Genomic DNA, 24,326 nt, shown 5'->3' with positions numbered 1-24,326 from the left:
TTTTCGTTATAATAATTGAAGGGGAAATGATGCGAACAAATGTTCGAAAAACACTTGCTTTTTCAATCGTAAATCCGTAAACTAGTGGATAGACAATAAGGAGTTTTCAAATGGTTGCAAAGAAGACGAGTGAAAAAAAGAAGGATGGCCGTCAGGCTGCCTTAAATGAAGCGCTCAAAAAAATTGAAAAGAATTTTGGTAAAGGATCAATTATGACCCTTGCTGATAACCAGACCACACAGATTGCGACATCACCATCTGGTTCTGTTAAATTAGACATTGCCTTAGGCGTTGGTGGGTATCCAAAGGGCCGAATTGTGGAAGTTTATGGACCAGAATCATCTGGAAAAACGACCATTGCCTTGCACGCAGTCGCTGAAATTCAAAAGGCTGGCGGCACTGCGGCCTATATAGATGCTGAAAACGCGTTGGATGTTAAGTATGCCGAGGCACTAGGTGTTAAGAAGGACGAATTGCTTTTGTCACAACCAGATACAGGTGAGCAAGGATTGGAAATTGCCGATGCCTTGGTTCAATCTGGTGCTGTTGACATGGTCGTGGTCGATTCTGTTGCCGCCTTGGTTCCACGTGTCGAAATCGAGGGGGAAATGGGAGACGCCCACGTTGGTTTGCAGGCTCGTTTAATGTCCCAAGCGCTTCGAAAGTTAGCGGGAACCTTAAACCGAACGGGAACGATTGCGATTTTCATTAACCAGATTCGTGAAAAAGTTGGAGTGATGTTTGGAAACCCCGAAACAACACCAGGTGGTCGTGCTTTGAAGTTTTATTCAACTGTTCGTTTGGAAGTCCGCCGATCAACGCAAATCAAAGATGGTTCGGATGTGATGGGTAACTTAACGAAGGTTAAGGTTGTCAAGAACAAGGTGGCCCCACCATTTAAGGTTGCTGAGGTTGACATCATGTATGGAAAGGGAATTTCACAGACTGGGGAAATCCTGGACCTTGCAGTCGACCAAGATATTATCGATAAAGCGGGATCATGGTATGCTTATCAAGGTGAGCGCATTGGTCAGGGTCGAGAAAAAGCAAAAGAATATCTTGATGATCCAGAACATGCAGAACTTCGTGAAGACCTCTATCGTCAGGTCCGGAATGCCTATGGCATTGGTGATGAAGTGGCAACTGAAGAAGGACCTGATGAAACTGATCAAGTGACAAAACCTGCTGAAAGTGATGATTTAACTGACGAACCAATTATTTAATAAGATACAGTGACAGATTAAGTTACTTTTAAAAAGCGTTGTTCAACGCTTTTTTTTGTTATAATGTCTTTGTTCCTTACTCGTTGAACGCTTGTTGAAAAAGCAATGTTTTCATTCTTGTACCGGAACATTTTTTCTGTTGTTAATTAATCTTTTGCACACAGTGGGGGAAAAACGCACATGCAAAGATCGCATCGCGGAGGCATTATAGCGTCTCTTGTCGTTCTTGTTATTGCTGGATTGCTCGTCTTTGCTTATCAAACACGAGATAAAAATGGGAATAATGCACCAATTACTGCTGTCGGATCTACAGCCTTGCAACCATTAGTTGAGGCTGCTGGAGAAGATTATCAGAAGAGCCATCCTGGAACATCGGTTACGGTGCAAGGCGGTGGTTCTGGAACGGGCCTTTCACAGATTGCACAGGGAGCCGTTTCACTTGGAAACTCTGATTTGTATGCTCAGGAAAAAAAGGGCATTAATTCAAAGAATCTTGTGGACCACCGGGTTGCCGTTGTTGGGATTATGCCAATTGTTAATCAAGAAGTTGGTGTCGATAATTTGACATTGGAACAACTCACCGCCATTTTCACCGGTAAAATTACAAACTGGAAGGATGTCGGTGGTAATGATCAAAAGATTGTTTTGGTCAACCGTGCCGCAGGTTCTGGAACACGAGCTGCCTTTGAAAAATGGGCAATGAATGGCGCTACTTCGAAAGAAGCCCAGGAACAAGACTCATCTGGAATGGTGAAGTCAATTGTCAAGAACACGCCAGGTGCCATTTCTTACGTCGCCTTTGCCTACAAATCATCAGATGTTACGTCGGTTAAAGTTAACGGTATCATGCCGACTGATGAAAACGTTGAAAATGGTTCTTACCCAATTTGGTCTTATGAACACATTTATACAAAGGGACAGCCAACTGCTGATACAAAATCCTTCTTGGAGTACATGCAGTCAACGGCTTTCCAAAAGAAGTATGTTGAAAAACTCGGTTATATTGCAATGAATAAAATGCAAATTGACCGTGATATTAACGGCCATGTTACCCACAAATAAGGGGATTGCTTGAACAATGGATTTAATTACTGAAAAAATTAAAAAAACGTCGTTATCAACGAAACAAGATCGTTTCGGAAAGTTCATCTCAGTTTCTGCTTTGGTACTCATCGCGGCGATTGTTGTGTTGATTTTTGGTTTCGTTTTGACGCGTGGATTAGCTACCTTTACAACCAATAAAATTTCGGTGAGTGACTTTCTTTTCGGTACGAACTGGAACCCAAGTGTTGTGGATAAGAAGACTGGGATGCCGGGAGTTGGCGCACTGCCATTGATTTTGGGGTCACTTGCAGTGACTTTTCTAGCAGCCATCATTGCAACACCTTTTGCCATTGGGACTGCCGTCTTTATGACTGAAATTGCCAAGAAACGTGGTGCTAAAATCATGCAGCCGGTAATTGAATTATTGGTTGGTATTCCATCCGTGGTTTATGGTGTCATTGGCTTAACGGTTGTTGTACCTGCCATCCGTTCAATATTTGGCGGTACGGGTCTCGGAATTCTTTCCGGTACAATCGTTTTGTTTGTTATGATTTTGCCAACGATCACGTCGATGACAGTCGACACACTAAAGGGTGTTCCACGACACTATCGCGAATCTGCTTTGGCGATTGGGGCTACCCGTTGGCAGATGATTTATAAGGTGATTTTGCGAGCGGCAACACCGGGGATTTTGACGGCCATCGTCTTTGGAATGGCCCGTGCCTTTGGTGAGGCGCTTGCGGTTCAAATGGTGATTGGAAACTCCGCAACGATGCCGGATTCCTTAGTCTCACCGGCAGCGACTTTGACGTCGGTGTTGACGATGGGGATTGGTAACACGGTGATGGGCTCACTCCAAAACAACGTCCTCTGGTCACTTGCCATGATTCTATTACTGATGTCGCTCATCTTTAACATTGTGATTCGCCTGATTGGTCGTAAAGGAGAGCTGAAATAATGAAAGCAAAGACTGCAGATAAAATCGCAACGGGCGTCATCTATGGAATTGCCGCTTCGGTGGCCTTCGTTTTGATTGCCATGCTGGCCTTTATTTTGGTCCGGGGACTTCCGCATCTTTCTTGGCACTTCTTGACCGCTGCTGCTCGTTCCTTTGAGGCTGGTGGTGGAATTGGCATCCAACTCTTTAACTCCTTTTACTTGTTAATTTTGGCCCTGTTGATTTCATTTCCAATTGCACTGGGTGCTGCCATTTATTTGAATGAATATGCGAAACCTAGTCTTTTTATTACGATTGTTCGGACAGCGATCGAAGTAATGTCGTCGTTGCCTTCTGTTGTGGTCGGACTATTTGGTTTTTTGATTTTCGTCGTGAAGTTTCATTTAGGTTTTTCGATTTTGTCAGGAGCCATTGCTCTGACAATCTTCAATTTGCCGATTTTAACTCGCTCGATTGAAACATCCTTGAGTCAGATTCCTAACCTTCAGCGTGAAGCAGGTGCTGCACTTGGTTTGTCACGATTTGAGACCGTGATTCATGTCATTTTACCTGCCTCAGTTCCATCAATTGTTACTGGGGTCGTCATTTCAGCAGGTCGTGTCTTTGGTGAAGCCGCAGCTTTGATTTACACGGCAGGGCAATCGGCTCCGACACTTGATTTCACTGATTGGAATCCCTTTAACTTAGCGTCGCCACTGTCGCCATTCCGGCCAGCTGAAACTTTGGCGGTTCATATTTGGAAGATTAATTCCGAGGGAATTATGCCCGACCTTTCTGCTGTATCGGCGGGGGCCTCGGCTGTCTTAATCATTGTGGTTCTTTTGTTCAACTTCTCTGCAAGGCGTCTAGGCAACTTGTTGTATAAGAAGTTAACGAATTCGTGAGGTTAGCATGACAAAAAGAAGTCAAGAATTGAAACCAGTTTCCGAGTTTATTTCGGACAGTCGTCCGGAACGGTTTGTCTACCAAATGGATGGGGACCGACATGAAATTGCTTTATCGACTGAAAATTTGCAGGTTCGATACGGGGATAAGTTGGCACTGTCGGAAGGTGATCTGTCCTTTGAGAGGTATAAAATTACCTCGTTAATTGGTGCGTCTGGATCTGGGAAATCAACGTTTCTCCGTTCCTTGAATCGAATGAATGATGATGTGGCCAACGTGACTGGTAAAATTATGTATCGTGGGTTGGATATTAATTCCAAAGACATCGATGTTTATGAAATGCGTCGTCACATTGGAATGGTTTTTCAACGGCCTAATCCATTTGCTAAATCGATTTACGATAACATTACTTTTCCACTGACTCGTCGGGGTAAGTACACCAAAGAGCAGTTGGATGAAATTGTGGAAACGACTTTGAAACAAGCAGCTCTTTGGGATCAAGTGAAGGATGAATTGAATAAGTCCGCTCTTGCTCTTTCTGGGGGACAGGCTCAACGACTGGTTATCGCGCGCGCACTTGCCTTAAAGCCCGACATTTTACTTCTTGACGAGCCCTCTTCTGCCTTGGATCCGATTTCGTCTGCTAAGTTTGAAGACACGTTATTGGAATTAAAGAAGTACTACACCATTATTATTGTGACGCACAACATGCAGCAGGCTGCTCGAATTTCGGACTATACGGCTTTCTTCCACCAAGGGAAAGTCATTGAATACGATTTGACACGTAAAATCTTCACGCGCCCTAAGGTCAAGTTGACCGACGATTATATTTCAGGTAATTTTGGATGACAAAAGAGAATGAAACAATCTTAGAAACTAGTAACGTTAAGCTCTGGTATGGCAACAAAGAGGCTTTGCATGGGATTGATTTGAACTTTCCTGAGAAGGGAATTACGGCTTTAATTGGTCCGTCAGGATCTGGAAAGTCGACCTATCTACGTGCGTTAAACCGGATGCACGATTTGGAAGATAACGTGACCGTTACCGGATCGTTTAACTTCAAAGGGCAAGATATCTATGCACCAACAACGGATACGGTTGATTTACGTAAAAAAATTGGAATGGTCTTTCAGCAACCAAACCCTTTCCCATTTTCGATCTATGATAATGTTGCTTTTGGGCTGCGTTTGGCTGGTGTGAAGGATAAGGAAACGCTAGACCGTGCGGTCGAGGAATCCTTAAAGGCTGCTTCCATTTGGGAAGAAGTTAAGGATAACTTGAATAAATCGGCTCTCGGACTATCTGGCGGTCAGCAACAGCGTGTGTCCATTGCCCGTGTTTTAGCTACACAGCCAGACTTGTTGTTGCTTGATGAACCAACTTCTGCCTTGGATCCAGTGTCAGCTCATAATATTGAAGATACTCTTCTGGAATTACGCGATCAGTATGCCATGATTATCGTGACGCACTCCTTGTCGCAGGCATCACGAATTTCTGATCGAACGGCCTTCTTCATGAACGGTAATTTGGTTGAAGTAGGGGATACGCGTAAAATTTTTATCGATCCAGAAAAGCAGGAAACGGCCGATTATATTTCTGGTCGATTCGGATAAAAATCGAACATAGCCATTGGGCTGTTAATTTTGAAAGGAAAATGCGATGCGTCGACTATTTGATGATGAATTAGCTGATTTGGACTCATCTTTTACTGAAATGGGTGAATTGGTGGCCAAGACCATCAAGGCAGCCGTACAGTCTTTTATTAAACATGACCGTGACGGTGCTCGAGGAATCATTGATAATGACTATAAAATCAATGAACGTGAAGCGGCTTTGGAAAAGAAGACCTTTGAAATGATTGCGCTTTATCAACCGGTAACAACTGACTTGCGTGAAATTGTTACGATTTTAAAAGCGGTTTCTGTCCTCGAACGAATGGGTGATCAAGCACGAAATATTGCCACTTCAACCATTCGTGTGAAGGGAACGAAGCATATTTTGTCCATTGAGAAACAATTGGGTGAGATGGGCGAATTAGTCGCAACTATGGTATCCGAAGTCATGTCTTATTATGTGAAGAACGATGCCCTTGGTTCAGAAGCAATCGCAGCCAAAAATCACCAGCTTTCCAACGCGGCTGCCCAGATTCGGACAGAAGCGGTAAAAGGCATGAAGGAAGATCCTGAATTGGTTGATTCAGCTGCTGATTACCTTGTGATTGCCGGATATATTAAGCGAATCGGAGACTACACAACGGATATTGCTGAATGGATCGTCTACAAGCGAACGGGAAAGATTATTGAATTAAATCCCGGTTACAATTACTTTATTTAAACAGTAAAAGAGGCGCGAAATAGCGCCTTTTTTGTTGCATTTAATTTATGGTATAAGGAGATTTTGCTATAATGGAGGGAGAAAAAGGATTAAGGGAGTGCCTATGCGTTTGATTATGCAGGCAGCCGTGAACATGGCTGTCTTCCTCGCCTGTGCGTTATTATTTCCATCGGGCTTTATTTTAGCAAATATGACCGTGGCCGCGCTGGCTGCCGTTGTATTGGCGTTTTTAAATCGCTTGCTCAAACCATTACTCATCTTACTGTCACTACCACTGGTCATTATTAGTTTGGGAGCCTTTTCCCTAATTATTAATGCTGCCATGTTGGAATTAACTGCTTGGCTAATTCCAGGTTTCGGTTTTGAAAGTTTTTGGTGGGCTTTTCTGGTGGCACTTTTGCTCACCCTTGCAAACTTGATTTTTGTTGATCAAGGAAGTATTCAAATTAGGAGGTAGTAACATGGCAACAAAGGCAGTAACTGTAAATGATTTGGTGAACCATACTCGTTTAACGATTGTATCTGGGCAGGAGTACTTAAATCGTCCAATCACAACGGCGGATATTTCACGTCCTGGACTTGAAATGACAGGTTATTTTACCTATTATGCACCTGAACGTGTCCAGTTATTGGGGATTACTGAAACTTCCTTTTCAGATCGAATGTCTCACGATGAGCTGTTGATGGTGTACCGAAAAATGGCGGATAAGCAGACGCCCGCTTTTGTTGTTTCAACGAGTCTTCCAATTGCCGATGAATTGAAACAGGCGGCAGAAGAAGCTCATATTCCAATTTTGACCACTCATTTGACTTCTTCACAGATTTTATCGAACATGACTTATTACTTGGGTGGTGAGTTAACGCCACGTCAAGCAGTACACGGGGTCTTGATTGATGTTCATGGACTTGGCGTCTTGATTACTGGGGATGCCGGTATTGGTAAAACTGAATCAGCTCTTGAGCTGATTCAGCAAGGAAAGGCACGTTTGGTTGCTGATGACCGTGTTGATATTCATCAAGAGGATGAACAACGGCTGATTGGACAACCATCCGAAGTGTTGCGTAATTTGATGGAAGTTCGTGGCGTTGGAATTATTGACGTCCAACAGGTTTATGGTGCGGTTTCGGTTCGCTCGCACGCCTCCGTTCGTCTAAACATTCATTTATCGAATGGCAAGATTGGCGAAGAGAACTTCGATCGTTTGGGCAATGAGGATGATACCCTTGAGATTTTGGGCGTCAAGATTAAAAAGATGGTGGTGCCCGTTACGCCTGGTCGTAATACGGCATCGGTCATTGATGCCGCCGCAGTCAAGTTCCGTACACAGAGCATGGGCTATGATGCCCTAAAGACTTTGCAGGAGCGGATGGATAAGGCAATGGCCGAAAACGAAAAAGAGGATGCAGAGGGAAAGAAGCATGACTAAAATTGCGGTCTTAGGTGCTGGTTCATGGGGAACCGCCTTAGCTAATACGATGGCTAAAAATGAAAATCAAGTCATGATTTGGTCACACAAAGAAGCTCAGGCGCAAGAAATCAACGCTCAGCACGAAAACCCCCATTATTTGCCTGGTGCAAGGCTCGACAATGCACTGCAAGCAACGAACAAAATGGAAGAGGCGGTTCAGGGCGCTAGCATTGTTTTGATTGTTGTGCCAACAAAAGCCATTCGAACTGTTTCAAAGCAACTGGCTGAAACGCTCGCGAAGTCCAAGCAACGCGTTATTTTAGCCCATGCAGCCAAGGGACTTGAACAAAAGACCCATTTGCGCATTTCACAAATGATTGCTGAAGAAATTCCAGATCAATTCTATAGTGGTTTGGCCGTTATTTCGGGCCCGTCCCATGCTGAAGACGTCGTAAAAGGAGATTTGACCGCTATCTCCATTGGTTCCAATGATGAATCAGCAGCCAAGGCCTTACAAGGGGCATTGGCTAACGAACATTTCCGCCCTTATACGAATAGTGATCTCATTGGATCGGAGCTTGGTGGTGCCCTGAAAAACATCATTGCGATTGGCTCAGGAATGTTAATTGGAAAAGGGTATGGCGCAAACGCACAGGCCGCTTTGTTGACACGTGGTTTGATCGAAATTCGCCGTGTTGGTCGAGCACTGGGAGCAAAGCCTGAAACCTTCCTTGGCCTAGCTGGTATCGGAGATTTAATCGTAACTGGAATGTCACCTAATTCCCGGAATTACCGAGCCGGGGTTTCTCTGGCGTCCGGAAAGCCACTTGCTCAAGTAGAGGAAGAAATGGGAATGGTGATTGAAGGGGTGAACACGATTAAAGCTGTGGTTGACTTTGAAAAAAAATATGGTTTGGATTTACCCATTACAAGAGCCCTTTACCAAGTGATTTATGAAGGAAAGTCCATCGATGAAGGTATTGAAGAATTGATGACTCGCCCGCTTAAAGCTGAAGATTAGTGGAAATTTTGTTATAATGGTATCAAAGACGGTAGGGTAACACGACTGCCGATTAGAAAGTAGGATAGAATGAAACCTGTACGTAAAGCTATTATCCCAGCCGCTGGGTTGGGAACGCGTTTTTTGCCAGCCACGAAAGCATTGGCTAAGGAAATGTTGCCAATCGTTGATACACCAACGATTGAATTCATTGTTCGGGAAGCAATGGCTTCTGGTATCGAGGACATTGTTGTTGTCGATGGAAAGTCAAAGCGGTCAATCGAAGATCACTTCGATTCGAATCCCGAATTGGAAAATAATTTACGTGAAAAGAACAAGCTCGAATTGTTGAAGCTGGTTGAAGAAACCACCGACATTAACATGTACTTCATTCGTCAGTCTCATCCTAAGGGACTTGGGGATGCTATTTTGACTGCTAAGGACTTTATCGGAGACGAACCTTTCGTTGTTTTGTTGGGTGATGATTTGATGCAAGATGAAGTGCCATTGACGAAGCAATTAATTGATCGCTATCATGAAACTGGTGAATCAACATTGGCCGTGATGGAAGTGCCTCACGAACAAGTTTCGGAATACGGTGTGATTGATCCAGCGGCTAAGGTAAAGGAAGATGGTCTTTACCGTGTGAAGTCCTTTGTTGAGAAGCCCAAGCCTGAAGATGCGCCTTCTGATTTGGCCATTATTGGACGTTACCTTTTGACGCCTGAGATTTTCGAAGAGTTGGAAAAGACTAAGCCTGGCAAGGGTGGCGAAATTCAATTGACTGATGCGATTGACACGTTGAACAATCGTCAACATGTTTATGCTCACAAGTTTATGGGCGATCGTTATGATATCGGTTCGAAGATTGGTTTCTTGGAAACCAATATTGAATTCGGGTTGAAGCACCCACAAGTGAAGGACGAATTGCGAGCTTACATTAAGGAATTGGCTGCTAAGTTGTAATTCTTCTGGAAGAGGTCTAGTCCCTCTTCCTTTTTTGTTCGACAAATGTATTTTTAAAATGTACAATGGAGACACTTGGTATGAAGGAGGAGACTTATGGCAGAAGTCACACAGTATGACGTAGTTATTATTGGTGCAGGTCCAGCTGGGATGACGGCCGCAACCTACGCTTCACGTGCGGAGCTCAAAACGGTGATGGTTGACCAGGGAATTTATGGTGGCCAAATGAACAACACCGCTGAGATTGAAAATTATCCAGGCTATGAAAACATTATGGGCCCCGACTTGGCTGAAAAGATGTATGCGTCATCCACGCAGTTTGGTGCTGAATACAGTTTTGGATCTGTTACTGGAATTGACGTTCTAGATAATCATGACAAAGTCGTCCACACGGATATGGGTGATTTTCAGGCACCAGTGGTGATTATTGCAACTGGATCTGAGCATATTCACTTGGGTGTTCCCGGTGAAGAGGATTACCAAGGGAAGGGTGTCTCATACTGTGCTGTCTGTGATGCTGCTTTTTTCAAAGGTGAGTCTGTTTCTGTCGTTGGTGGCGGGGACTCTGCCGTCGAAGAAGGCCTTTACTTAGCCAACATCGTGAAAGATGTGACGATTTTCGTCCGTGGTGATCGACTAAAGGCACAACCGATTCTACAAGAACGTGCTAAGAAGCAGGAAAACATTCGCTTTGTCTACAATACTTCAGTTACTTCGATTGACGGTAATGAAGAGGCTGTGCAGTCCGTGGGGTTGATTAATAATCAAACTGGTGAGAAATCGACCTTTGAAACGGCTGGGGTTTTCATTTATATTGGTCTTAAGCCAAATACCGCCCATCTGACGAACTTGGGTATCACGAATGAACAGGGTTGGATTATGGCAGATCAAAAAATGGCGACGGCTATACCAGGAATATTTGCTGCTGGTGATGTCTTGGCCAAAGAGCTTCGCCAAATTACCACTGCTGTTGGTGATGGGGGGCTCGCTGGACAAGCTGCTTACAACTACATCGCTTCACTATAATAGTGTAGAATATGAACAAGTAGATGATGCTACTTGTTTTTTGTTAAGGAGAAAAAGATGCCAATTCAACTAGTCGGAATTTCATTCTAATCGCTGAATGGAATTGAAATAATTTGGTTCCATTCTTGTTTACTTAGGAATGGAGAACTGAAATGAAAGAAAAAAATATACGTAACTTTGCCATTATTTCCCATATTGACCATGGGAAATCAACCTTGTCTGATCGCTTAATGGGAATAATGGGAACTGTTAATCAACGTGAGTCAGCGCCACAGCTTTTAGATTCACTAGCTGTTGAACAAGAACATGGCGTAACGGTTAAAGCGCGAACGGTTCAAAATATTTACGAGGATTCTAACGGTGAAAAATATCAATTGAATCTGATTGATACCCCGGGGCACGTAGATTTTAATTATGAAGTCAGTAAGAGTTTGGCTGCCACGGATGGCGTTTTACTTTTGGTTGATGCGACCCAAGGTGTGCAAGCACAAACGGTTGCCAATTGGCGTTTAGCGCATGATTTGGGATTGCCCATGCTGCCTGTCATCAACAAGGTTGATTCACCAAATGCAAAGATTGCTGTGGTTAAGCAGGAACTGCTGGATTTGGATGCTTCTTTGTCACAAAGGCCTTTTTATGAGGTATCCGCCAAAACTGGTCAAGGTGTGGCTGCTTTGATTGAAGGAATTGTTAAATACTTACCGGCTCCGGAGGGAGACGAAAACGCTCCGCTCAAGGCATTGGTTTATGATTCGGAGTTTGATCCCTATTTAGGTGTCATTGTTCAGGTTCGGATTTTTGATGGTAAGTTAAATAAAAATTCTAAATTGGAACTGATGGCTTCTAATCGAATATTTAAAACGAAGGAAATTGGCGTTTACCAACCTGCAAGATTGCCTGTCAAAGAGCTGGTTGTTGGTGAAGTAGGATACTTGATAACCGGCATAAAGGAAACCGATGATGTAAACGTAGGGGACACCATTACGACGGCTACCGCTGGCATCCAGCAAGCTTTACCAGGTTTTGAAAAGCAACAACCTTTGGTTTATGCTGGATTCTTCCCACAAGATGATTATCAACTCTTGAAGGAAGCACTGCAGAAAATCGCTTTGAATGATAGTTCTTTGGCGATCAGCGAGGAAAATTCAACTGCAATGGGTCCTGGATTTCGAATCGGCTTTCTGGGGATTTTTCATTTAAAGATTATTCAAGAGCGGTTGGAAGAAGAATACGGCCTAAAAGTGATTGTTACTTCGCCCAACGTACCTTATGAGGTGCGGTTGAAAGACTCGCAAGAAGCCAGAATAATCACAAATCCAGCACATTTTCCCAGCTTTGAAAAAATAGAAAACATTGCCGAACCGATGATGACAGCTGTTATTGATAGTCCAGCAGAAAATCTGGATCGTGTGATGCAGTTGGCCGAACAATATCGGGGAACTTTTCAAGACATGGATAATGAAGGCAATCGAGTACGCGTTAACTATCGTTTGCCTTTAGCTGAAATTGCCCATGACTTTTATAACCAATTGAAATCAATTTCGCATGGTTATGCATCGCTTCAAACAAAACCGGATGGTTATGAAGTTAGTGATTTAGTTAAAGTTGAGATCCACATTAATTATGCTAAGGTAGATGCCTTAAGCTTCATCACTCACCGTTCTAAAGCCGCTGTTCTAACGAAAAAACTGGTTCACGAATTAAAGATGACGATACCTAGGCGTCTTTATCCGATGCCAGTTCAGGCAGTTGTGGAAGGGAAGGTACTAGCTCGTATTGATGTGCCACCCCTTCGTAAGAATGCAGCAGTTAATGGCGAGCAGCGTAGTATTTCAAAGAAGCAGGCCTTATTAAGGCGCCAAAACGTCAACAAACGAAGTGCTGCACATTCTGATATTGCGTTGCCTCAAGCCGTTTTTAATACGCTTTTAGCGTTGAAGGACTAATTCTAATTTTAGAAGGGCATCGATTAAAATCGATGTCTTTTTTATGTACAAAAAGAGCACCGCCAATTGGCAGTGCTCTTTCTTTTGAAAAAGACAGATTACTTAACGATTTCGCAGAACTCAACGATTTCGGCATCTGGTCCTTTGATGTTAAAGAACTTAATACCCTTGTCCCAGAATGGCAAGTGTTGTACTTCTGAGTCAATCATATCGAAGCCAGCAGCCTTAGCTTCCTTGAAGGCAGCGTCAGCATCGGTCGTGTTCATTGAGATGTGGTTGATTGCACCTGGCTTACCAGTAGCACTTTCATCATGCCAAGTTTCAATGGTCAAGTGACCGCGATTCATGAAGATAACTTCGTTTGAAGGAAAGTCACCAATCTTTTTGAAACCAAGTGATTCCCAGAACTTCTCGGCCTTAGCCAAGTCCTTCGTAGGAATACCGATGTGTTGTACGTCATCAAAATAATCAGTAAATGCCATGATTTTAACGTCCTTTCTAAGACAGTCAATCCATTAATTAAACTTCAGTTGAAGCGCTAATCCCTTGGTGCTTTAACTTAGGGAAGATATGCTTGTCACCCCAACCTGTGATGCTTCCTTGGAAGAGGAAGGCAAAGACAGTTCCTAAACCATAGTTTGAGAAGTTTGGTAGTGCAATCAAAGCGACAACCCCAATAATCGTTGGTGGAATATAGGAAACCCACATCGCGATTCCAGCGTTACCCTTGAAGTACTTGAAACGTAAGATCTGCATTAAGTCATCGGCAGGGTGCAAAACAACGTTTGCTCGCTGGTAAATTGAGATGGCAACAGCAATTAAGGAAACACCCAAGAAGTTTAGGAAGACGTAGAAGATAATCATTCCGAAACCATGCGCTTCTGGCATGATGCTGTTGAACCAGGTTGAAAAAACATTAATCAAGAGTGAGAACGGCACCATGAAGGCAATGTTTCCAAAGAACTTCCAGAGGTTAATTTTGCGGTCTAAAATCATGTTCAAAACGGCGATTAAAACACCAACGATGAAGAAGACCCAAGAAAGACCAGATGCTGTGTTGCCCATGAAAGACATGTTCCAACCGTTTTCAGCAGCCGTCCAGTAGGCAGAACCTAGGAAGGCCGGGTGAATTTTTTGACTAGTCGCAATTGTCAAGACGTTTCCCATCGAGTTAATCACAAGGGAGAAGGCGAAGTAAGCAATGGCTGTCCCCCAGCTGATGGTACGGTTACTCTTCTGCATGGGTTAGGCCTCTTCGCCACCGACTTTAACAACGGCCTTTGAGACAACACCGAGACGTCCATTAACAAAGTCGTCAACTTGGTTGAAGTCTAATTCGTGTGACATCAATGGCTTAACGTTAAGCTTACCTGATGACAACAATGCCAATGAATCTTCGAAGGCGTTAGGGTTGATGAATGAACCTTGAATCGTCAATTCCTTTTGGAAGACTTCGTAAGTGTTCATTTCGAACTTAGCATCGGGTCCACCAACACCGAACATCAAAACTTGACCACCACGGGCAGCTGATTCGATAGCTGATTCTTGAGTTTGTGGCATTCCTACGGCTTCGATGACAACGTCGTAAGTAGAAGCAGGAATCTTGTCACCGTTCTTTGTGTTGTAAGTATTCTTAACACCGAATTGTTCCTTGTTCATCTTCAACTTTTCGTCAACAATTCCGGCCAAGTCAACTTGGTGAATACCATAAGCTTGCAAGATTTGAACAAACAATTCACCCATGAAGCCATCACCGATAACCAAAGCCTTTTGGTAAGGTGATACCTTCAACAACTTGATACCGTGAACGGCACATGAGATTGGTTCAACGATTGAAGCAGACTTCAAGTCAACGTTATCAGGGATTGGGTAAACAACAGATGCAGGTGCAGTGAAGTATTCTTCAAAACCACCATCGCGTGTAACACCAACGGCTGACAAGTTTTCACACAATTCTGGACGATCTGTGTGGCAGTACTTACATTGACCACAGTAAATGTTAGGGTCAACAGAAACGCGATCGCCGACCTTCAAGTTGGTTACGGCTGAACCAACTTCTGCAACGACACCAGAGTTTTCGTGTCCCAAAACGATTGGAGGAACAGCGTCGGCTGAACCAGGCAATCCTGCGTACAATGCGTGGTCGGTTCCACAGATACCAGCGAAGGCTGTGTGAATCAAAACCTCATTAGGCTTAACTTCTGGCTTATCAATGTTCTTGATTTCCAATTGCTTCTTACCAGTTAATACAAGTGCTTCCATGACTTGTCCTCCAATATTCTTTGTTCTTCTTTACACAATGTATGATAAACCTTGAGCAAGTGACTGTCAAGCAAATTCGCTTTTTTATTTTTATTTTTTTAAAGATGTATTTTGAGATTTTTTCTTCTATAAATAGGTTGAAAAAAACACATTAATCTGGTGTTTTGTTTAAAACTTTGGCCGAAAAGAATTTAATTGTTTAATTTTCTTAAAAAGGCTTTTCAAAAGCAGACTTTCCTATGGGCATAGGGTATGATTAAAGAAAGTCGTGTATTTTATCTCAAGTTAATCTAGTCAAAATAAGATAAATTTGAGAATATTTTACATTATCGATAGTTGTAGTTAGCTTAAAAGGGAGAGTGTGATGGTCTTAGCCTTAGATTTTATGGCTGATTGGTTAGCGCATATTGGTCAAGCAGAAGCGAATTTTTCCGTGACGGAATTGTCGATTTTGTTCTTACTTATTTTAATCGAAACGGGGGCGATTATTGCCGGATTCATCCCTGGTGATGCCCTAGTCATGACAGCTGCTGGTTTTGCTGGTAGGCACCATTCTCCGACAGAATTCATTGTGTTAGTTATTTTATTCACAGTTGCTTCCGCTATCGGAGATTCGATTAATTATTGGCTGGGCGCCTGGATTGTGAAACAGGTTGATAAAATTCCGTGGGTCAAACGGCACCTTAATGAAGATTTGTCGGATAAAATTGCCCACAACCTCAATCCAAAGCGTTGGTTACTCTTCATCATTATGGGCCGCTTTATTCCATACATCAGAACCATTGTGCCATTGTCAGCCCACCGTTTGAAGTTGCCCTTTAAAACGTACTTCCATATGTCGGCGCTCGCTTCATTTCTATGGGCTTTGACCATGGTGACGATTGGCTACTTCTTTGGTCATTTGACTTTGCCAAAGGGTGTATTACCGACTATTATTATCGTGGGACTGGTGGCTGCCATCTTAATCCTGCGTTCAAAGCGTTTTCGCCAATCCATTATTCAATTGATTACAAAACCTACTCAAGAGAAAGAGGAAAAATAACATGACGGATTACAAAGAGACCTTTCAGACATGGCAATCGGCCGACTTACCTGTTGATTTAAAAAACGACCTGGCTAACATGTCGGAAGAGCAGATGGAAGAGGCTTTCTACCAAGATATGGCCTTTGGAACAGCAGGAATGCGTGGCCACATGGGGGCCGGTACCAACCATATCAACGTGGTGACGGTTGCTAAAGTCACGGAGGCGTTGGCTCGCTACATTGATGAGCAGGGTCAAGCTGCAAAAGATCGTGGTGTGGTGATTGCCTTTGATTCTCGTCATCACTCAACGGAATTTGCCATTGAAGCCTCCCAGGTGCTTTCGGCACATGGTATCAAAGTCTATCGTTTCTCTTCTTTGCGTCCTACGCCAGAATTGTCCTTTGCGGTTCGTTTTTTAAAGGCCTTTGCCGGCATTATGATTACTGCTTCACATAATTCGAAGGAGGACAATGGGTACAAAGTCTATGGTGAAGATGGCGGACAGATGATTCCCGAAGCCGTTCAGGCAGTTATCGATGCACGTGCGGCGATTGAGAATCCTTTTGCCATTCAAAAGGATGTGAACGAAGAAAACGTTCAAATCATTGATGACATGGTTGACAATGCTTACTTAGCAGAAGTAAAAACCATCTCGGTTGATCATGAATTGATTGAACGAGAAGGTGCCGCACTCAAGTTTGTCTATACGCCACTCCATGGGACTGGACAATACATTGGCGAAAAAGCCCTGCAGCAGGCAGGCTTTACCAACTATACAATCGTCAAGGAGCAGGCCGAACTCGATGGTGATTTCCCAACGGTTAAGAAGCCAAATCCGGAAGACCCAGCAGCGATGGCACTTGGAATCGAATACGCCAAGAAGGAACAAGCTGACCTAGTTGTCGCGACCGACCCGGATGCCGATCGAATGGGCGCCGCGGTTCGTCTGGCAGATGGTTCTTACCAAGTGTTGACTGGGAACCAGATTGCGGCACTGATGGTTAATTACCTGTTAACGGCAAAGAAAAAGACGAATACATTGCCTGACAACGGTGCAATTGTGACTTCAATCGTTTCTTCTCGCTTTGCTTCAGAGATTGCTAAATCATTCGGCGTAACGACTTTTGATGTTCTAACCGGGTTTAAGTACATTGCGGCCATGATTGACCGTTTTGAAGAGAAGAAAGATTACACTTATCTCTTTGGTTTTGAAGAATCATATGGCTACTTAATTAAGCCCTTTGCCCATGATAAGGATGCGATTCAGGCGTTAGTGCTCTTTGCCGAAATGGCCGCCTACTATAAGGAAGCGGGTCGGTCCTTTGCTGATGGTTTGAATGACTTGTATGAACAATTTGGTTACTTTGAAGAAAAGACCATTGCTTACGAGTTCCCAGGCGTTTCTGGCCACCAAGAGATGGCGGACTTGATGACGAAGTTCCGTAATGAAAAGCTCGAAAAAGTCGCCGGACAACTGGTTCTGGCTACACAGGACTTTGCGAGTCAGACTCAGATTGATCGAGTTGGTGCTGAAAAGAAGATGCCACAGCCCAAGGCCAACGTTTTGAAATACTGGTTGGCTGATGGTTCTTGGATTGCCTTGCGTCCCTCCGGAACGGAGCCAAAGTTGAAACTCTACCTGGGTGTGGTGGCTGACTCAAAGAAGGAAGCCGATGAGAAGCTGGCTGCCTATGAAAAGGAAATGGCTGCTAAAGTGCAGGGATAATCCCATTGCATAGCAAAGCATCCTTTGCTATACTAGTAGAAGGCAATAAGCCATAATTAACGGTAATCCGCTGTGCGTAAGTCGGTTCGGCAAGCATACGATTGGCGATTAGGAGAATGACATGCGTCAAAACATTTTGTTAGAAAAAGTTACCTCAGCTCAATTGCGGAACGATATTCCTGAATTCCGCGCTGGTGACACGGTTCGTGTCCACGCCAAGATTGTTGAAGGAACTCGCGAACGTGTTCAGCTCTTTGAAGGAGTTGTCATCAAGCGTAAGGGAACTGGTATCCAGGCCACTTACACGGTTCGTAAGATTTCTTCTGGTGTTGGTGTTGAACGTACCTTCCCAGTACACTCACCACGTGTTGAAAAGATCGAAGTAACTCGCTTTGGTCAAGTTCGCCGTGCCAAGCTTTACTACTTGCGTGCATTGCAAGGTAAGGCAGCTCGTATCAAGGAACGTCGTCGCGACGTTTAAGTTCGAGTTCGAGTCTCCACTACTTAGTGGGGACTTTTTCTTTTGAAAAAATGTTATTGAAAGGAGCCGATGTTATGGCGGAATTCTTACAGGCTAAGGATAATCGACGGATTTTACACGTTGATATTGATGCTTTCTACGCTCAAGTTGAAATGCGTGATAATCCGGCTTTACGTAAGGTTCCCCTTGGTATTGGTCGCGATCCGGACCTACACCACGGACACGGGGTGATTGCAACAGCCAATTACATTGCTCGTCGGGCTGGCGTTCATTCAGCCATGGGATCCATTGAAGCCAAGCGGGCCTGTCCGAACTTAGTTTTTGTGGCACCTGACTTTGAAAAGTATCGAGCAATTTCTGGACAAATTCATCAAATATTTCATGAATTTACGGATATGATTGAGCCGGTGGCTTTAGATGAGGCTTACCTGGACGTGACGGCCAATAAAATGGCCGCTCCAACGTTAGCTGCTCAACTGCGTCATCGTATCTGGCAGGAAACCCAGTTAACTTGTTCCGTTGGCGTTTCCTATAACAAAGTTTTGGCAAAACTCGGCTCTGAGCACCATAAACCAAATGGTGTGACCGTCATTCCCCATGAATTGGCACAGGACTTTGTGTTAAACCTCCCGATTAAGGACTTCAGAGGGGTGGGTAAAAAGACCTTGGAAAAGTTCGAAAAAATGGGGGTGACGGATGGTCGTGACCTATATGCCATGTCCTTAGATGAATTACGTGTCCAGTTTGGTTCGTTTGGGGATGTTTTATACTGGCAGGCGCGGGCGACCCACTTTAGTCCAGTTAAGGACCGGTCGGTACGCCAGTCTGTGGGGAAGGAATCGACTTTTGAGTTAGCCTTACATGATCGCAGTGAGGTGGAAATGACTTTTAAAACCTTGGCTGAAAAAGTCGTTTTGAATATGAAAAAGAAAAAACTACTCGGTCGGACACTCACGGTGAAGATTCGCGATGACGACTTTAAGACACAGACGAAAGGCATGACGCAGGCCGTTCCCTTTGAACTTGATGCCGCCTTTTTGGCTCGCCAAGCCATGCTGATTTTTGACGAAGCCTATCCTGATAATTTTTCTATCCGTTTACTGGGATTAACCTTCTCGAACATTGTTGAACAAAAATATGAAGCTGTTTCTCTTTTTGATTCGCTCTAGAACTGCTCTTTCTTTGAGACGCTTTTCTAGGGTATAATGAAAGGTAGAGAAAAAAGCAAGGATAATAACATGGCAAGCATCCAAGAAGATATTTTGGCACAAATTAAGCGGTATGATACTATCATCATTCACCGTCATCAACGACCTGATCCGGACGCCTATGGATCGCAACTGGGCTTACAGGCAATTTTGAAAGCTTCGTTTCCCGAAAAAAAGATTTATGCAGCCGGAAAAGCGATTCCTGGTCTCGCATGGATTGGTGACGGGAATCCCATTGCGGATGAAGTGCCGGATTCTGCTTATAAGAAAGCTTTGGTGATTGTCGTGGACACGGCTAACGATCCTCGTGTGGACGATCAGCGTTGGCGCAATGGAATGGAAGTGGTCAAGATTGATCATCATCCAAACGTGGAACCGTATGGTGACTGGCAATGGGTCGAAGATGAAGCGTCGGCAACGGCTGTTTTAATTTATAAATTCTTCGACCTATTGAAGAATCAGGGATTAAGAATGACAAAGGAAGCGGCTCGCTACCTTTATATCGGCATTATCGGGGATACTGGTCGGTTCATGTATTCATTAAACGACGAGGTTTTTGAAGTTGCCGGTAAGTTGGTCTCTTACGGTTTTGATTACCAAAGCATGTATACGCAGATGACGACTTTACCGGAAGCAGCGGTGAAATTGTCCGGATGGGTCATGCAGCACATCACGGTGCTCGATTCAGGATTTGCCTACGTGGTCTTGAACCGTGATTTGCTCGATTCTTTTCATTTGGGGGATGCGGGGACATCATACACGGTCTCGATTCCCTCACGAATTGATCGCGTGAAGGCCTGGGCCATTTTTGAAGAACAAGATAACGGCGATTATCGGGTGCGTTTGCGTTCCCGTTCCATCGTAATTAACCAAATTGCACAAGATTTTGATGGTGGGGGGCACCCACTTGCTTCAGGAGCTTGGGCATATGGTAAAGAGCAGATTCAAGAGGTCATTGATCGTGTGGATACTGCCCTTAAAAATGAAAAGTAAGCTCAGCATTTGGAAAAATTCAATCACAGCTGAGCCAGAAAGTAAGGACAAATATGTCAGAAGAAAACCAACAATTTGGCCAGTTTAATTTAAAACCGGCTGTACTTGCTGCGTTGAAAAAAATTGGGTTTGAACACCCGACACCGATTCAATCGAAATTGATTCCAACCGTTTTACGGGGTGGTGATGTAGTTGGTCAATCGCAAACCGGTTCGGGTAAAACGCACACTTTTTTGGTGCCAATTTTTAATCAATTAAAACCAGAGTTACAACGCACACAGGTGGTGATTACAACCCCGTCTCGTGAATTGGCTGCTCAAATTGCTAAGGCTGCTCGGACGTTTGCTGAAGCAATGGCAATGGAAAAGGTTTCTATTGTGGAATATGTCGGTGGAACGGATAAAGCTCGCCAGGTTCGTCAATTAGAAAAACACCAACCACAGTTAGTGGTTGGGACACCTGGCCGATTGGCTGATCTGGTGAAGACTGGTGCCTTGGTGGTGAACCAAGTGAAGACCCTTGTGGTCGATGAGGCCGACATGACCCTGGACATGGGATTTCTGCCGGACGTGGACTTTTTAGCTGCTGCGATGCCAAAGGATTTGCAGACACTCGTCTTTTCTGCAACAATGCCTGAGAAACTCAAGCCGTTTTTACGGAAATATCTTGAAAATCCTTCCTTTACAACCATTCCTACGTCAGCAACCATTGCGGATACCATTGATAATTGGTTAATCTCAACGCGTTCCAAGGATAAGGAAGAAGTGATTGATCAGTTGCTCTCGATTTTCAATCCATACTTAGCGCTGATTTTTGCTAACACAAAGGAACGAGTAAAGGAATTAGCTAAACACCTTCGTCATCAAGGACTAAAGGTTGCTGAAATTCATGGTGATATTCCACCTCGTGAACGCCGTCGCGTCATGAAGGGAATTATGAACCTCGATTATCAATATGTTGTGGCGACTGATCTGGCTGCTCGAGGAATTGATATCGAAGGGGTTTCGCACGTGATTAATGACGGGGTCCCTGGAGAACTCGAATTTTTCGTTCACCGTGTTGGACGAACAGGGCGAAACGGTTTGTCTGGAACGGCTGTCACTTTGTATGGACCAGATGAAGAAAATAAGATTGCTGAACTAGAAAAACTTGGCATTGTTTTTCAAAATAAGCAAATTAAAAATGGTGACATTGTGGCTGTCAAAGACCGGAAAGCCCGTTACCAACGTCAGGCAACGACGAAGAAGCTTGATCCTGAAATGGTTGGCATGGTTAAGAAAAAGAAGAAAAAGGTCAAGCCAGGCTATAAACGTCAGATTAAGAATAATTTGAAGCGTAAGCAACAGATGGACCGTCGAATTGAACAACGGCAGGAAAGAAGAAACACCCGCCGTGAAAATAAACAGGGTTAGTTAAACCAAAAAAAGCAAGCCAATTGGGCTTGCTTTTTTGATGAATCAAGATTTTTTAGAAATCAATGGACGATGTAGAATCACGGTTTTTACGTAATTTCGGATCGAATGCTAGTAGAGAATTAGTAATGGATTGTTCGACCGATAGTTCTTCTTCTTCGGATTCAAGTGCTTGATGATCTTCATCAAGTGAAGGCGTTTCGACTTCTTCTATATAGGAATGATTGTCAGCGACTGGTTCATCGACTTCGGAATCCTCGATAACGGTTGTTTCGTTCGTTTCGGCAATGTCTGGGTTGTTGATTTTCTTATCCACGAAAGTCGTTGTTTGTGGCGCTTCTGCAGCTTGTTCAACGACGTCCTGTGATTTTTCGTTCTTATCTGCCATTGTGTCAAAGTAGGCATCGCGTAAGCTGACTTGTTCGGCAGCGGTAAGTGAATGAATCTTATGTTCATTATCAACCATAATGGTGATGGTGACGGCGTTTTTCCGTGTAATAACCTGAAAATAACCTTCCGAAACTGCTTCGTTTTGTAATTCAACTTGCTGAGCTAGGAAGCCGGTTTCAAGAGAAAAGTCCGCTTGTCGGTTTAGCTTTAAACGGTCTGCTACCACCGGTCCAGATAGTACCCACTGTTGTTCTGATTCGCTTTGGTAAATGATTTCCACTTGACCAAAAGCAGCGGTTTCGAAAAATTCGCTAACTTCGGTAATTGATTCTAGTGGAAACTGACGGGCAAGTTCTTTTCCAGCCCAGTAAGTAATGGTAGCGTAGTCATCAGTTAATAAGTTTTGAAGCAAGCCATCCCGTAGTAGGAGGGAGGCAAAGGCGTTTTCAGACCGGTTTGAACCGATGGTTTGATTGGCGTGATCATTTGTCATGTGGCAAAAATCCTTTCTTCTAAACATTATAACAAAAGGAAACCCCTACGAGCGGTCCTCTCTTGCTTTTTTTCTTGAAACAACGATAATAAGGGTATGAAAAAACGACAAAATGCAATTGGAATGATGGATTCTGGTATTGGGGGGCTGACCGTCCTAAAAGCCACGAAGGAGTTGTTACCAAACGAATCAATCGTCTTTGTTGGTGACAACGCTCGCAACCCGTACGGGCCACGCAATTCCGAAGAAGTAATTGAGTTTAGCCGGCAAATTGCCCGTTTTCTTGTCAAAGAGCACGATATTAAGGTGTTGGCCATCGCCTGTAATACAGCGACAGCCTGCGCACTTCCGGTTCTGCAGTCTGAATTAGATATTCCAGTAATTGGTGTCATTGAATCCGGTGCGAAGGCGGCCGTTTCGGCCTCTAGGACGGGTCGAATTGGCTTGATTGCAACGGAAGGCACGGTGAAATCGAATCGCTATCAAGAAGATATCAATGAATTAGAACCATCCGCAAAAATTTTTGCACAAGCTGAACCCGATTTTGTTCAACTTGTTGAAAAAAACCACTACCACAGTACTGAAGCGGAACGGTTGGTTGCTAGTCATTTGAAACAATTGAAAAATGACCAGATTGATACGCTTATCCTCGGCTGTACCCACTTCCCACTCTTGACACCTGCTATTCAACTAGCCGTCGGGAAAGACGTATCGTTAGTTGACGCTGGTGCTGCTACGGCAAAGGATTTGGCTGACCGTTTGCGTCAATTGAATTTATTAGATGATGAACAAAAGCATTCGGTAAAGTACGAACTTTACACAACTGGATCTGTTTCGAACTTTAAGACCATCGCCACCGACTGGCTCGGGGTTGGTGATTGGCAGTTTGAACACCTATCATTGCAAAAGCTCGAAAAGGAATAGGAGAAGGTGAATGGCTCGATTGATTATTGCTAGCAAAAATGCACATAAAATCCAAGAGATTAAGGCTGCCTTAGCAGCAGCTACCATCAACTTGACGGTACTTTCGCTGGCCGATTTACCCGATTTACCAGACATTGTCGAGGATGGCAAAACCTTTGTGGAAAATGCCAGTAAAAAGGCTGAAACCATTTCGGCTAAATACCCAGATGATTTCGTTTTGGCCGATGATTCTGGTCTAACAATTCCCGCTTTAAATGGTGAGCCGGGGGTCTATTCAGCTCGTTACGCTGGTGACCATGATGATGCCGCTAATAACCGAAAAGTCCTGGCAAAATTAGCGGGTTGTCGCGGGATTGAACGAGAAGCTTTTTTCACGACCGTGATGGTTATGGTTGGTCCTAACCGACGCAATTTAGAAACAGTTGGTCGTGTTGATGGCTTCATTACAGAAAGCTGGGATGGGCAAGCGGGTTTTGGTTATGATCCGATTTTTTACTATGCACCGGCTGAAAAAACCTTTGCAGAAATGACGCTTTCGGAAAAGAACAGCCTTTCACACCGGGGACGTGCCTTGCAAGAATTAGTGAACGAACTACCGGCCTGGTTGGCCGAATAAAGTCGG

Annotated in this window: 25 protein-coding genes; 21 read left to right on the top strand and 4 right to left on the bottom strand. The window is 44.0% G+C overall.

Features of this window, described 5'->3' with window-relative positions; genetic code table 11:
• Positions 1-110 precede the first annotated feature (110 nt).
• The 13 genes from recA to lepA all read left to right on the top strand — a co-directional run bounded on the left by recA (position 111) and on the right by lepA (position 12,791).
• On the top strand, positions 111-1,223 hold the full coding sequence (gene recA / locus IV71_RS00995; RefSeq protein ID WP_010691626.1) for a recombinase RecA: 1,113 nt from the start codon (positions 111-113) through the stop codon (positions 1,221-1,223).
• A 180-nt stretch (positions 1,224-1,403) separates the two neighbouring features.
• Complete coding sequence (locus tag IV71_RS00990; protein ID WP_010691625.1) at positions 1,404-2,285, top strand: phosphate ABC transporter substrate-binding protein PstS family protein; 882 nt, start codon at positions 1,404-1,406, stop codon at positions 2,283-2,285.
• Between the two features lie 16 nt (positions 2,286-2,301).
• Positions 2,302-3,225, top strand: coding sequence for a phosphate ABC transporter permease subunit PstC (gene pstC / locus IV71_RS00985; RefSeq protein ID WP_010691624.1), 924 nt, complete (start codon positions 2,302-2,304; stop codon positions 3,223-3,225).
• A complete protein-coding gene (pstA, locus tag IV71_RS00980; RefSeq protein WP_010691623.1) occupies positions 3,225-4,109 on the top strand; it encodes a phosphate ABC transporter permease PstA in 885 nt (294 codons plus the stop codon). Before pstC ends, pstA begins: the two co-directional genes overlap by 1 nt.
• Positions 4,110-4,194: 85 nt before the next feature.
• Positions 4,195-4,959 (top strand): phosphate ABC transporter ATP-binding protein PstB, encoded by a 765-nt coding sequence (pstB, locus tag IV71_RS00975; RefSeq protein WP_420889344.1) that lies wholly within the window; start codon positions 4,195-4,197, stop codon positions 4,957-4,959.
• Positions 4,956-5,723: a phosphate ABC transporter ATP-binding protein PstB gene (gene pstB, locus IV71_RS00970; RefSeq protein WP_010691621.1), complete on the top strand. Its 768-nt coding sequence runs from the start codon at positions 4,956-4,958 to the stop codon at positions 5,721-5,723. The genes pstB (IV71_RS00975) and pstB (IV71_RS00970) overlap by 4 nt, the downstream gene beginning before the upstream one ends.
• Positions 5,724-5,769: 46 nt before the next feature.
• A complete protein-coding gene (gene phoU / locus IV71_RS00965; protein ID WP_010691620.1) occupies positions 5,770-6,444 on the top strand; it encodes a phosphate signaling complex protein PhoU in 675 nt (224 codons plus the stop codon).
• Positions 6,445-6,547: 103 nt separating this feature from the next.
• The gene (locus tag IV71_RS00960) at positions 6,548-6,901 is read left to right on the top strand and encodes a phage holin family protein (RefSeq protein WP_010691619.1); all 354 of its coding nucleotides are present in this window, start codon (positions 6,548-6,550) and stop codon (positions 6,899-6,901) included.
• A gap of 4 nt (positions 6,902-6,905) precedes the next feature.
• On the top strand, positions 6,906-7,871 hold the full coding sequence (hprK, locus tag IV71_RS00955) for an HPr(Ser) kinase/phosphatase (protein ID WP_010691618.1): 966 nt from the start codon (positions 6,906-6,908) through the stop codon (positions 7,869-7,871).
• Complete coding sequence (locus IV71_RS00950) at positions 7,864-8,874, top strand: NAD(P)H-dependent glycerol-3-phosphate dehydrogenase (RefSeq protein WP_010691617.1); 1,011 nt, start codon at positions 7,864-7,866, stop codon at positions 8,872-8,874. Before hprK ends, IV71_RS00950 begins: the two co-directional genes overlap by 8 nt.
• A gap of 69 nt (positions 8,875-8,943) precedes the next feature.
• Positions 8,944-9,819 carry a UTP--glucose-1-phosphate uridylyltransferase GalU gene (gene galU, locus IV71_RS00945; RefSeq protein ID WP_010691616.1) on the top strand — a complete coding sequence of 292 codons (876 nt, stop codon included), beginning with the start codon at positions 8,944-8,946 and terminating at the stop codon, positions 9,817-9,819.
• Between the two features lie 96 nt (positions 9,820-9,915).
• On the top strand, positions 9,916-10,845 hold the full coding sequence (gene trxB, locus IV71_RS00940; protein WP_010691615.1) for a thioredoxin-disulfide reductase: 930 nt from the start codon (positions 9,916-9,918) through the stop codon (positions 10,843-10,845).
• A gap of 152 nt (positions 10,846-10,997) precedes the next feature.
• Positions 10,998-12,791, top strand: a complete 1,794-nt coding sequence (gene lepA, locus IV71_RS00935) for a translation elongation factor 4 (protein WP_010691614.1) — start codon at positions 10,998-11,000, stop codon at positions 12,789-12,791.
• Positions 12,792-12,889: 98 nt separating this feature from the next.
• Here lepA and IV71_RS00930 read toward each other — a convergent pair whose 3' ends face one another.
• From IV71_RS00930 to IV71_RS00920, 3 genes are read right to left on the bottom strand one after another with little or no spacing between them, the layout of a single operon-like run.
• Positions 12,890-13,273 carry a VOC family protein gene (locus IV71_RS00930; RefSeq protein WP_010691613.1) on the bottom strand — a complete coding sequence of 128 codons (384 nt, stop codon included), beginning with the start codon at positions 13,271-13,273 and terminating at the stop codon, positions 12,890-12,892.
• Between the two features lie 37 nt (positions 13,274-13,310).
• Positions 13,311-14,033, bottom strand: a complete 723-nt coding sequence (locus IV71_RS00925) for a DUF6198 family protein (RefSeq protein ID WP_010691612.1) — start codon at positions 14,031-14,033, stop codon at positions 13,311-13,313.
• A gap of 3 nt (positions 14,034-14,036) precedes the next feature.
• Complete coding sequence (locus tag IV71_RS00920; protein ID WP_010691611.1) at positions 14,037-15,053, bottom strand: zinc-dependent alcohol dehydrogenase family protein; 1,017 nt, start codon at positions 15,051-15,053, stop codon at positions 14,037-14,039.
• Positions 15,054-15,417: 364 nt separating this feature from the next.
• Between IV71_RS00920 and IV71_RS00915 the strand changes: the two genes are divergently transcribed.
• The 6 genes from IV71_RS00915 (at position 15,418) to IV71_RS00890 (ending at position 21,897) form a co-directional block, all read left to right on the top strand.
• A complete protein-coding gene (locus IV71_RS00915; protein WP_010691610.1) occupies positions 15,418-16,095 on the top strand; it encodes a DedA family protein in 678 nt (225 codons plus the stop codon).
• A gap of 1 nt (position 16,096) precedes the next feature.
• A complete protein-coding gene (locus tag IV71_RS00910) occupies positions 16,097-17,803 on the top strand; it encodes a phospho-sugar mutase (RefSeq protein WP_010691609.1) in 1,707 nt (568 codons plus the stop codon).
• Between the two features lie 121 nt (positions 17,804-17,924).
• A complete protein-coding gene (gene rplS / locus IV71_RS00905; protein WP_010691607.1) occupies positions 17,925-18,284 on the top strand; it encodes a 50S ribosomal protein L19 in 360 nt (119 codons plus the stop codon).
• A gap of 74 nt (positions 18,285-18,358) precedes the next feature.
• A complete protein-coding gene (gene dinB, locus IV71_RS00900; RefSeq protein ID WP_010691606.1) occupies positions 18,359-19,453 on the top strand; it encodes a DNA polymerase IV in 1,095 nt (364 codons plus the stop codon).
• 69 nt (positions 19,454-19,522) lie between these two features.
• On the top strand, positions 19,523-20,485 hold the full coding sequence (locus IV71_RS00895) for a DHH family phosphoesterase (RefSeq protein WP_010691605.1): 963 nt from the start codon (positions 19,523-19,525) through the stop codon (positions 20,483-20,485).
• Positions 20,486-20,538: 53 nt separating this feature from the next.
• The gene (locus tag IV71_RS00890) at positions 20,539-21,897 is read left to right on the top strand and encodes a DEAD/DEAH box helicase (RefSeq protein WP_010691604.1); all 1,359 of its coding nucleotides are present in this window, start codon (positions 20,539-20,541) and stop codon (positions 21,895-21,897) included.
• A gap of 55 nt (positions 21,898-21,952) precedes the next feature.
• Here IV71_RS00890 and IV71_RS00885 read toward each other — a convergent pair whose 3' ends face one another.
• Positions 21,953-22,780: a YslB family protein gene (locus IV71_RS00885; protein ID WP_010691603.1), complete on the bottom strand. Its 828-nt coding sequence runs from the start codon at positions 22,778-22,780 to the stop codon at positions 21,953-21,955.
• Positions 22,781-22,876: 96 nt separating this feature from the next.
• Between IV71_RS00885 and murI the strand changes: the two genes are divergently transcribed.
• The gene (gene murI / locus IV71_RS00880; protein ID WP_056994987.1) at positions 22,877-23,704 is read left to right on the top strand and encodes a glutamate racemase; all 828 of its coding nucleotides are present in this window, start codon (positions 22,877-22,879) and stop codon (positions 23,702-23,704) included.
• A gap of 10 nt (positions 23,705-23,714) precedes the next feature.
• Positions 23,715-24,320, top strand: coding sequence for an RdgB/HAM1 family non-canonical purine NTP pyrophosphatase (rdgB, locus tag IV71_RS00875; RefSeq protein ID WP_010691601.1), 606 nt, complete (start codon positions 23,715-23,717; stop codon positions 24,318-24,320).
• The last annotated feature ends 6 nt before the right edge of the window (positions 24,321-24,326 follow it).

Origin of the sequence: Fructobacillus fructosus KCTC 3544 (assembly GCF_001438695.1) — a bacterium.
Lineage (GTDB): Bacteria > Bacillota > Bacilli > Lactobacillales > Lactobacillaceae > Fructobacillus > Fructobacillus fructosus.
The sequence above is the reverse complement of the archived record's forward strand: the minus strand, read 5'-3'. Positions and strand labels throughout refer to the sequence as shown.

Excerpts from the sequence above, each read along its gene's own strand:
- recA (WP_010691626.1), top strand. The coding sequence starts at position 111 with ATGGTTGCAAAGAAGACGAGTGAAAAAAAGAAGGATGGCCGTCAGGCT.
- IV71_RS00990 (WP_010691625.1), top strand. The coding sequence starts at position 1,404 with ATGCAAAGATCGCATCGCGGAGGCATTATAGCGTCTCTTGTCGTTCTT.
- pstC (WP_010691624.1), top strand. The coding sequence starts at position 2,302 with ATGGATTTAATTACTGAAAAAATTAAAAAAACGTCGTTATCAACGAAA.
- pstA (WP_010691623.1), top strand. The coding sequence starts at position 3,225 with ATGAAAGCAAAGACTGCAGATAAAATCGCAACGGGCGTCATCTATGGA.
- pstB (WP_420889344.1), top strand. The coding sequence starts at position 4,195 with ATGGATGGGGACCGACATGAAATTGCTTTATCGACTGAAAATTTGCAG.
- pstB (WP_010691621.1), top strand. The coding sequence starts at position 4,956 with ATGACAAAAGAGAATGAAACAATCTTAGAAACTAGTAACGTTAAGCTC.
- phoU (WP_010691620.1), top strand. The coding sequence starts at position 5,770 with ATGCGTCGACTATTTGATGATGAATTAGCTGATTTGGACTCATCTTTT.
- IV71_RS00960 (WP_010691619.1), top strand. The coding sequence starts at position 6,548 with ATGCGTTTGATTATGCAGGCAGCCGTGAACATGGCTGTCTTCCTCGCC.
- hprK (WP_010691618.1), top strand. The coding sequence starts at position 6,906 with ATGGCAACAAAGGCAGTAACTGTAAATGATTTGGTGAACCATACTCGT.
- IV71_RS00950 (WP_010691617.1), top strand. The coding sequence starts at position 7,864 with ATGACTAAAATTGCGGTCTTAGGTGCTGGTTCATGGGGAACCGCCTTA.
- galU (WP_010691616.1), top strand. The coding sequence starts at position 8,944 with ATGAAACCTGTACGTAAAGCTATTATCCCAGCCGCTGGGTTGGGAACG.
- trxB (WP_010691615.1), top strand. The coding sequence starts at position 9,916 with ATGGCAGAAGTCACACAGTATGACGTAGTTATTATTGGTGCAGGTCCA.
- lepA (WP_010691614.1), top strand. The coding sequence starts at position 10,998 with ATGAAAGAAAAAAATATACGTAACTTTGCCATTATTTCCCATATTGAC.
- IV71_RS00930 (WP_010691613.1), bottom strand. The coding sequence starts at position 13,273 with ATGGCATTTACTGATTATTTTGATGACGTACAACACATCGGTATTCCT.
- IV71_RS00925 (WP_010691612.1), bottom strand. The coding sequence starts at position 14,033 with ATGCAGAAGAGTAACCGTACCATCAGCTGGGGGACAGCCATTGCTTAC.
- IV71_RS00920 (WP_010691611.1), bottom strand. The coding sequence starts at position 15,053 with ATGGAAGCACTTGTATTAACTGGTAAGAAGCAATTGGAAATCAAGAAC.
- IV71_RS00915 (WP_010691610.1), top strand. The coding sequence starts at position 15,418 with ATGGTCTTAGCCTTAGATTTTATGGCTGATTGGTTAGCGCATATTGGT.
- IV71_RS00910 (WP_010691609.1), top strand. The coding sequence starts at position 16,097 with ATGACGGATTACAAAGAGACCTTTCAGACATGGCAATCGGCCGACTTA.
- rplS (WP_010691607.1), top strand. The coding sequence starts at position 17,925 with ATGCGTCAAAACATTTTGTTAGAAAAAGTTACCTCAGCTCAATTGCGG.
- dinB (WP_010691606.1), top strand. The coding sequence starts at position 18,359 with ATGGCGGAATTCTTACAGGCTAAGGATAATCGACGGATTTTACACGTT.
- IV71_RS00895 (WP_010691605.1), top strand. The coding sequence starts at position 19,523 with ATGGCAAGCATCCAAGAAGATATTTTGGCACAAATTAAGCGGTATGAT.
- IV71_RS00890 (WP_010691604.1), top strand. The coding sequence starts at position 20,539 with ATGTCAGAAGAAAACCAACAATTTGGCCAGTTTAATTTAAAACCGGCT.
- IV71_RS00885 (WP_010691603.1), bottom strand. The coding sequence starts at position 22,780 with ATGACAAATGATCACGCCAATCAAACCATCGGTTCAAACCGGTCTGAA.
- murI (WP_056994987.1), top strand. The coding sequence starts at position 22,877 with ATGAAAAAACGACAAAATGCAATTGGAATGATGGATTCTGGTATTGGG.
- rdgB (WP_010691601.1), top strand. The coding sequence starts at position 23,715 with ATGGCTCGATTGATTATTGCTAGCAAAAATGCACATAAAATCCAAGAG.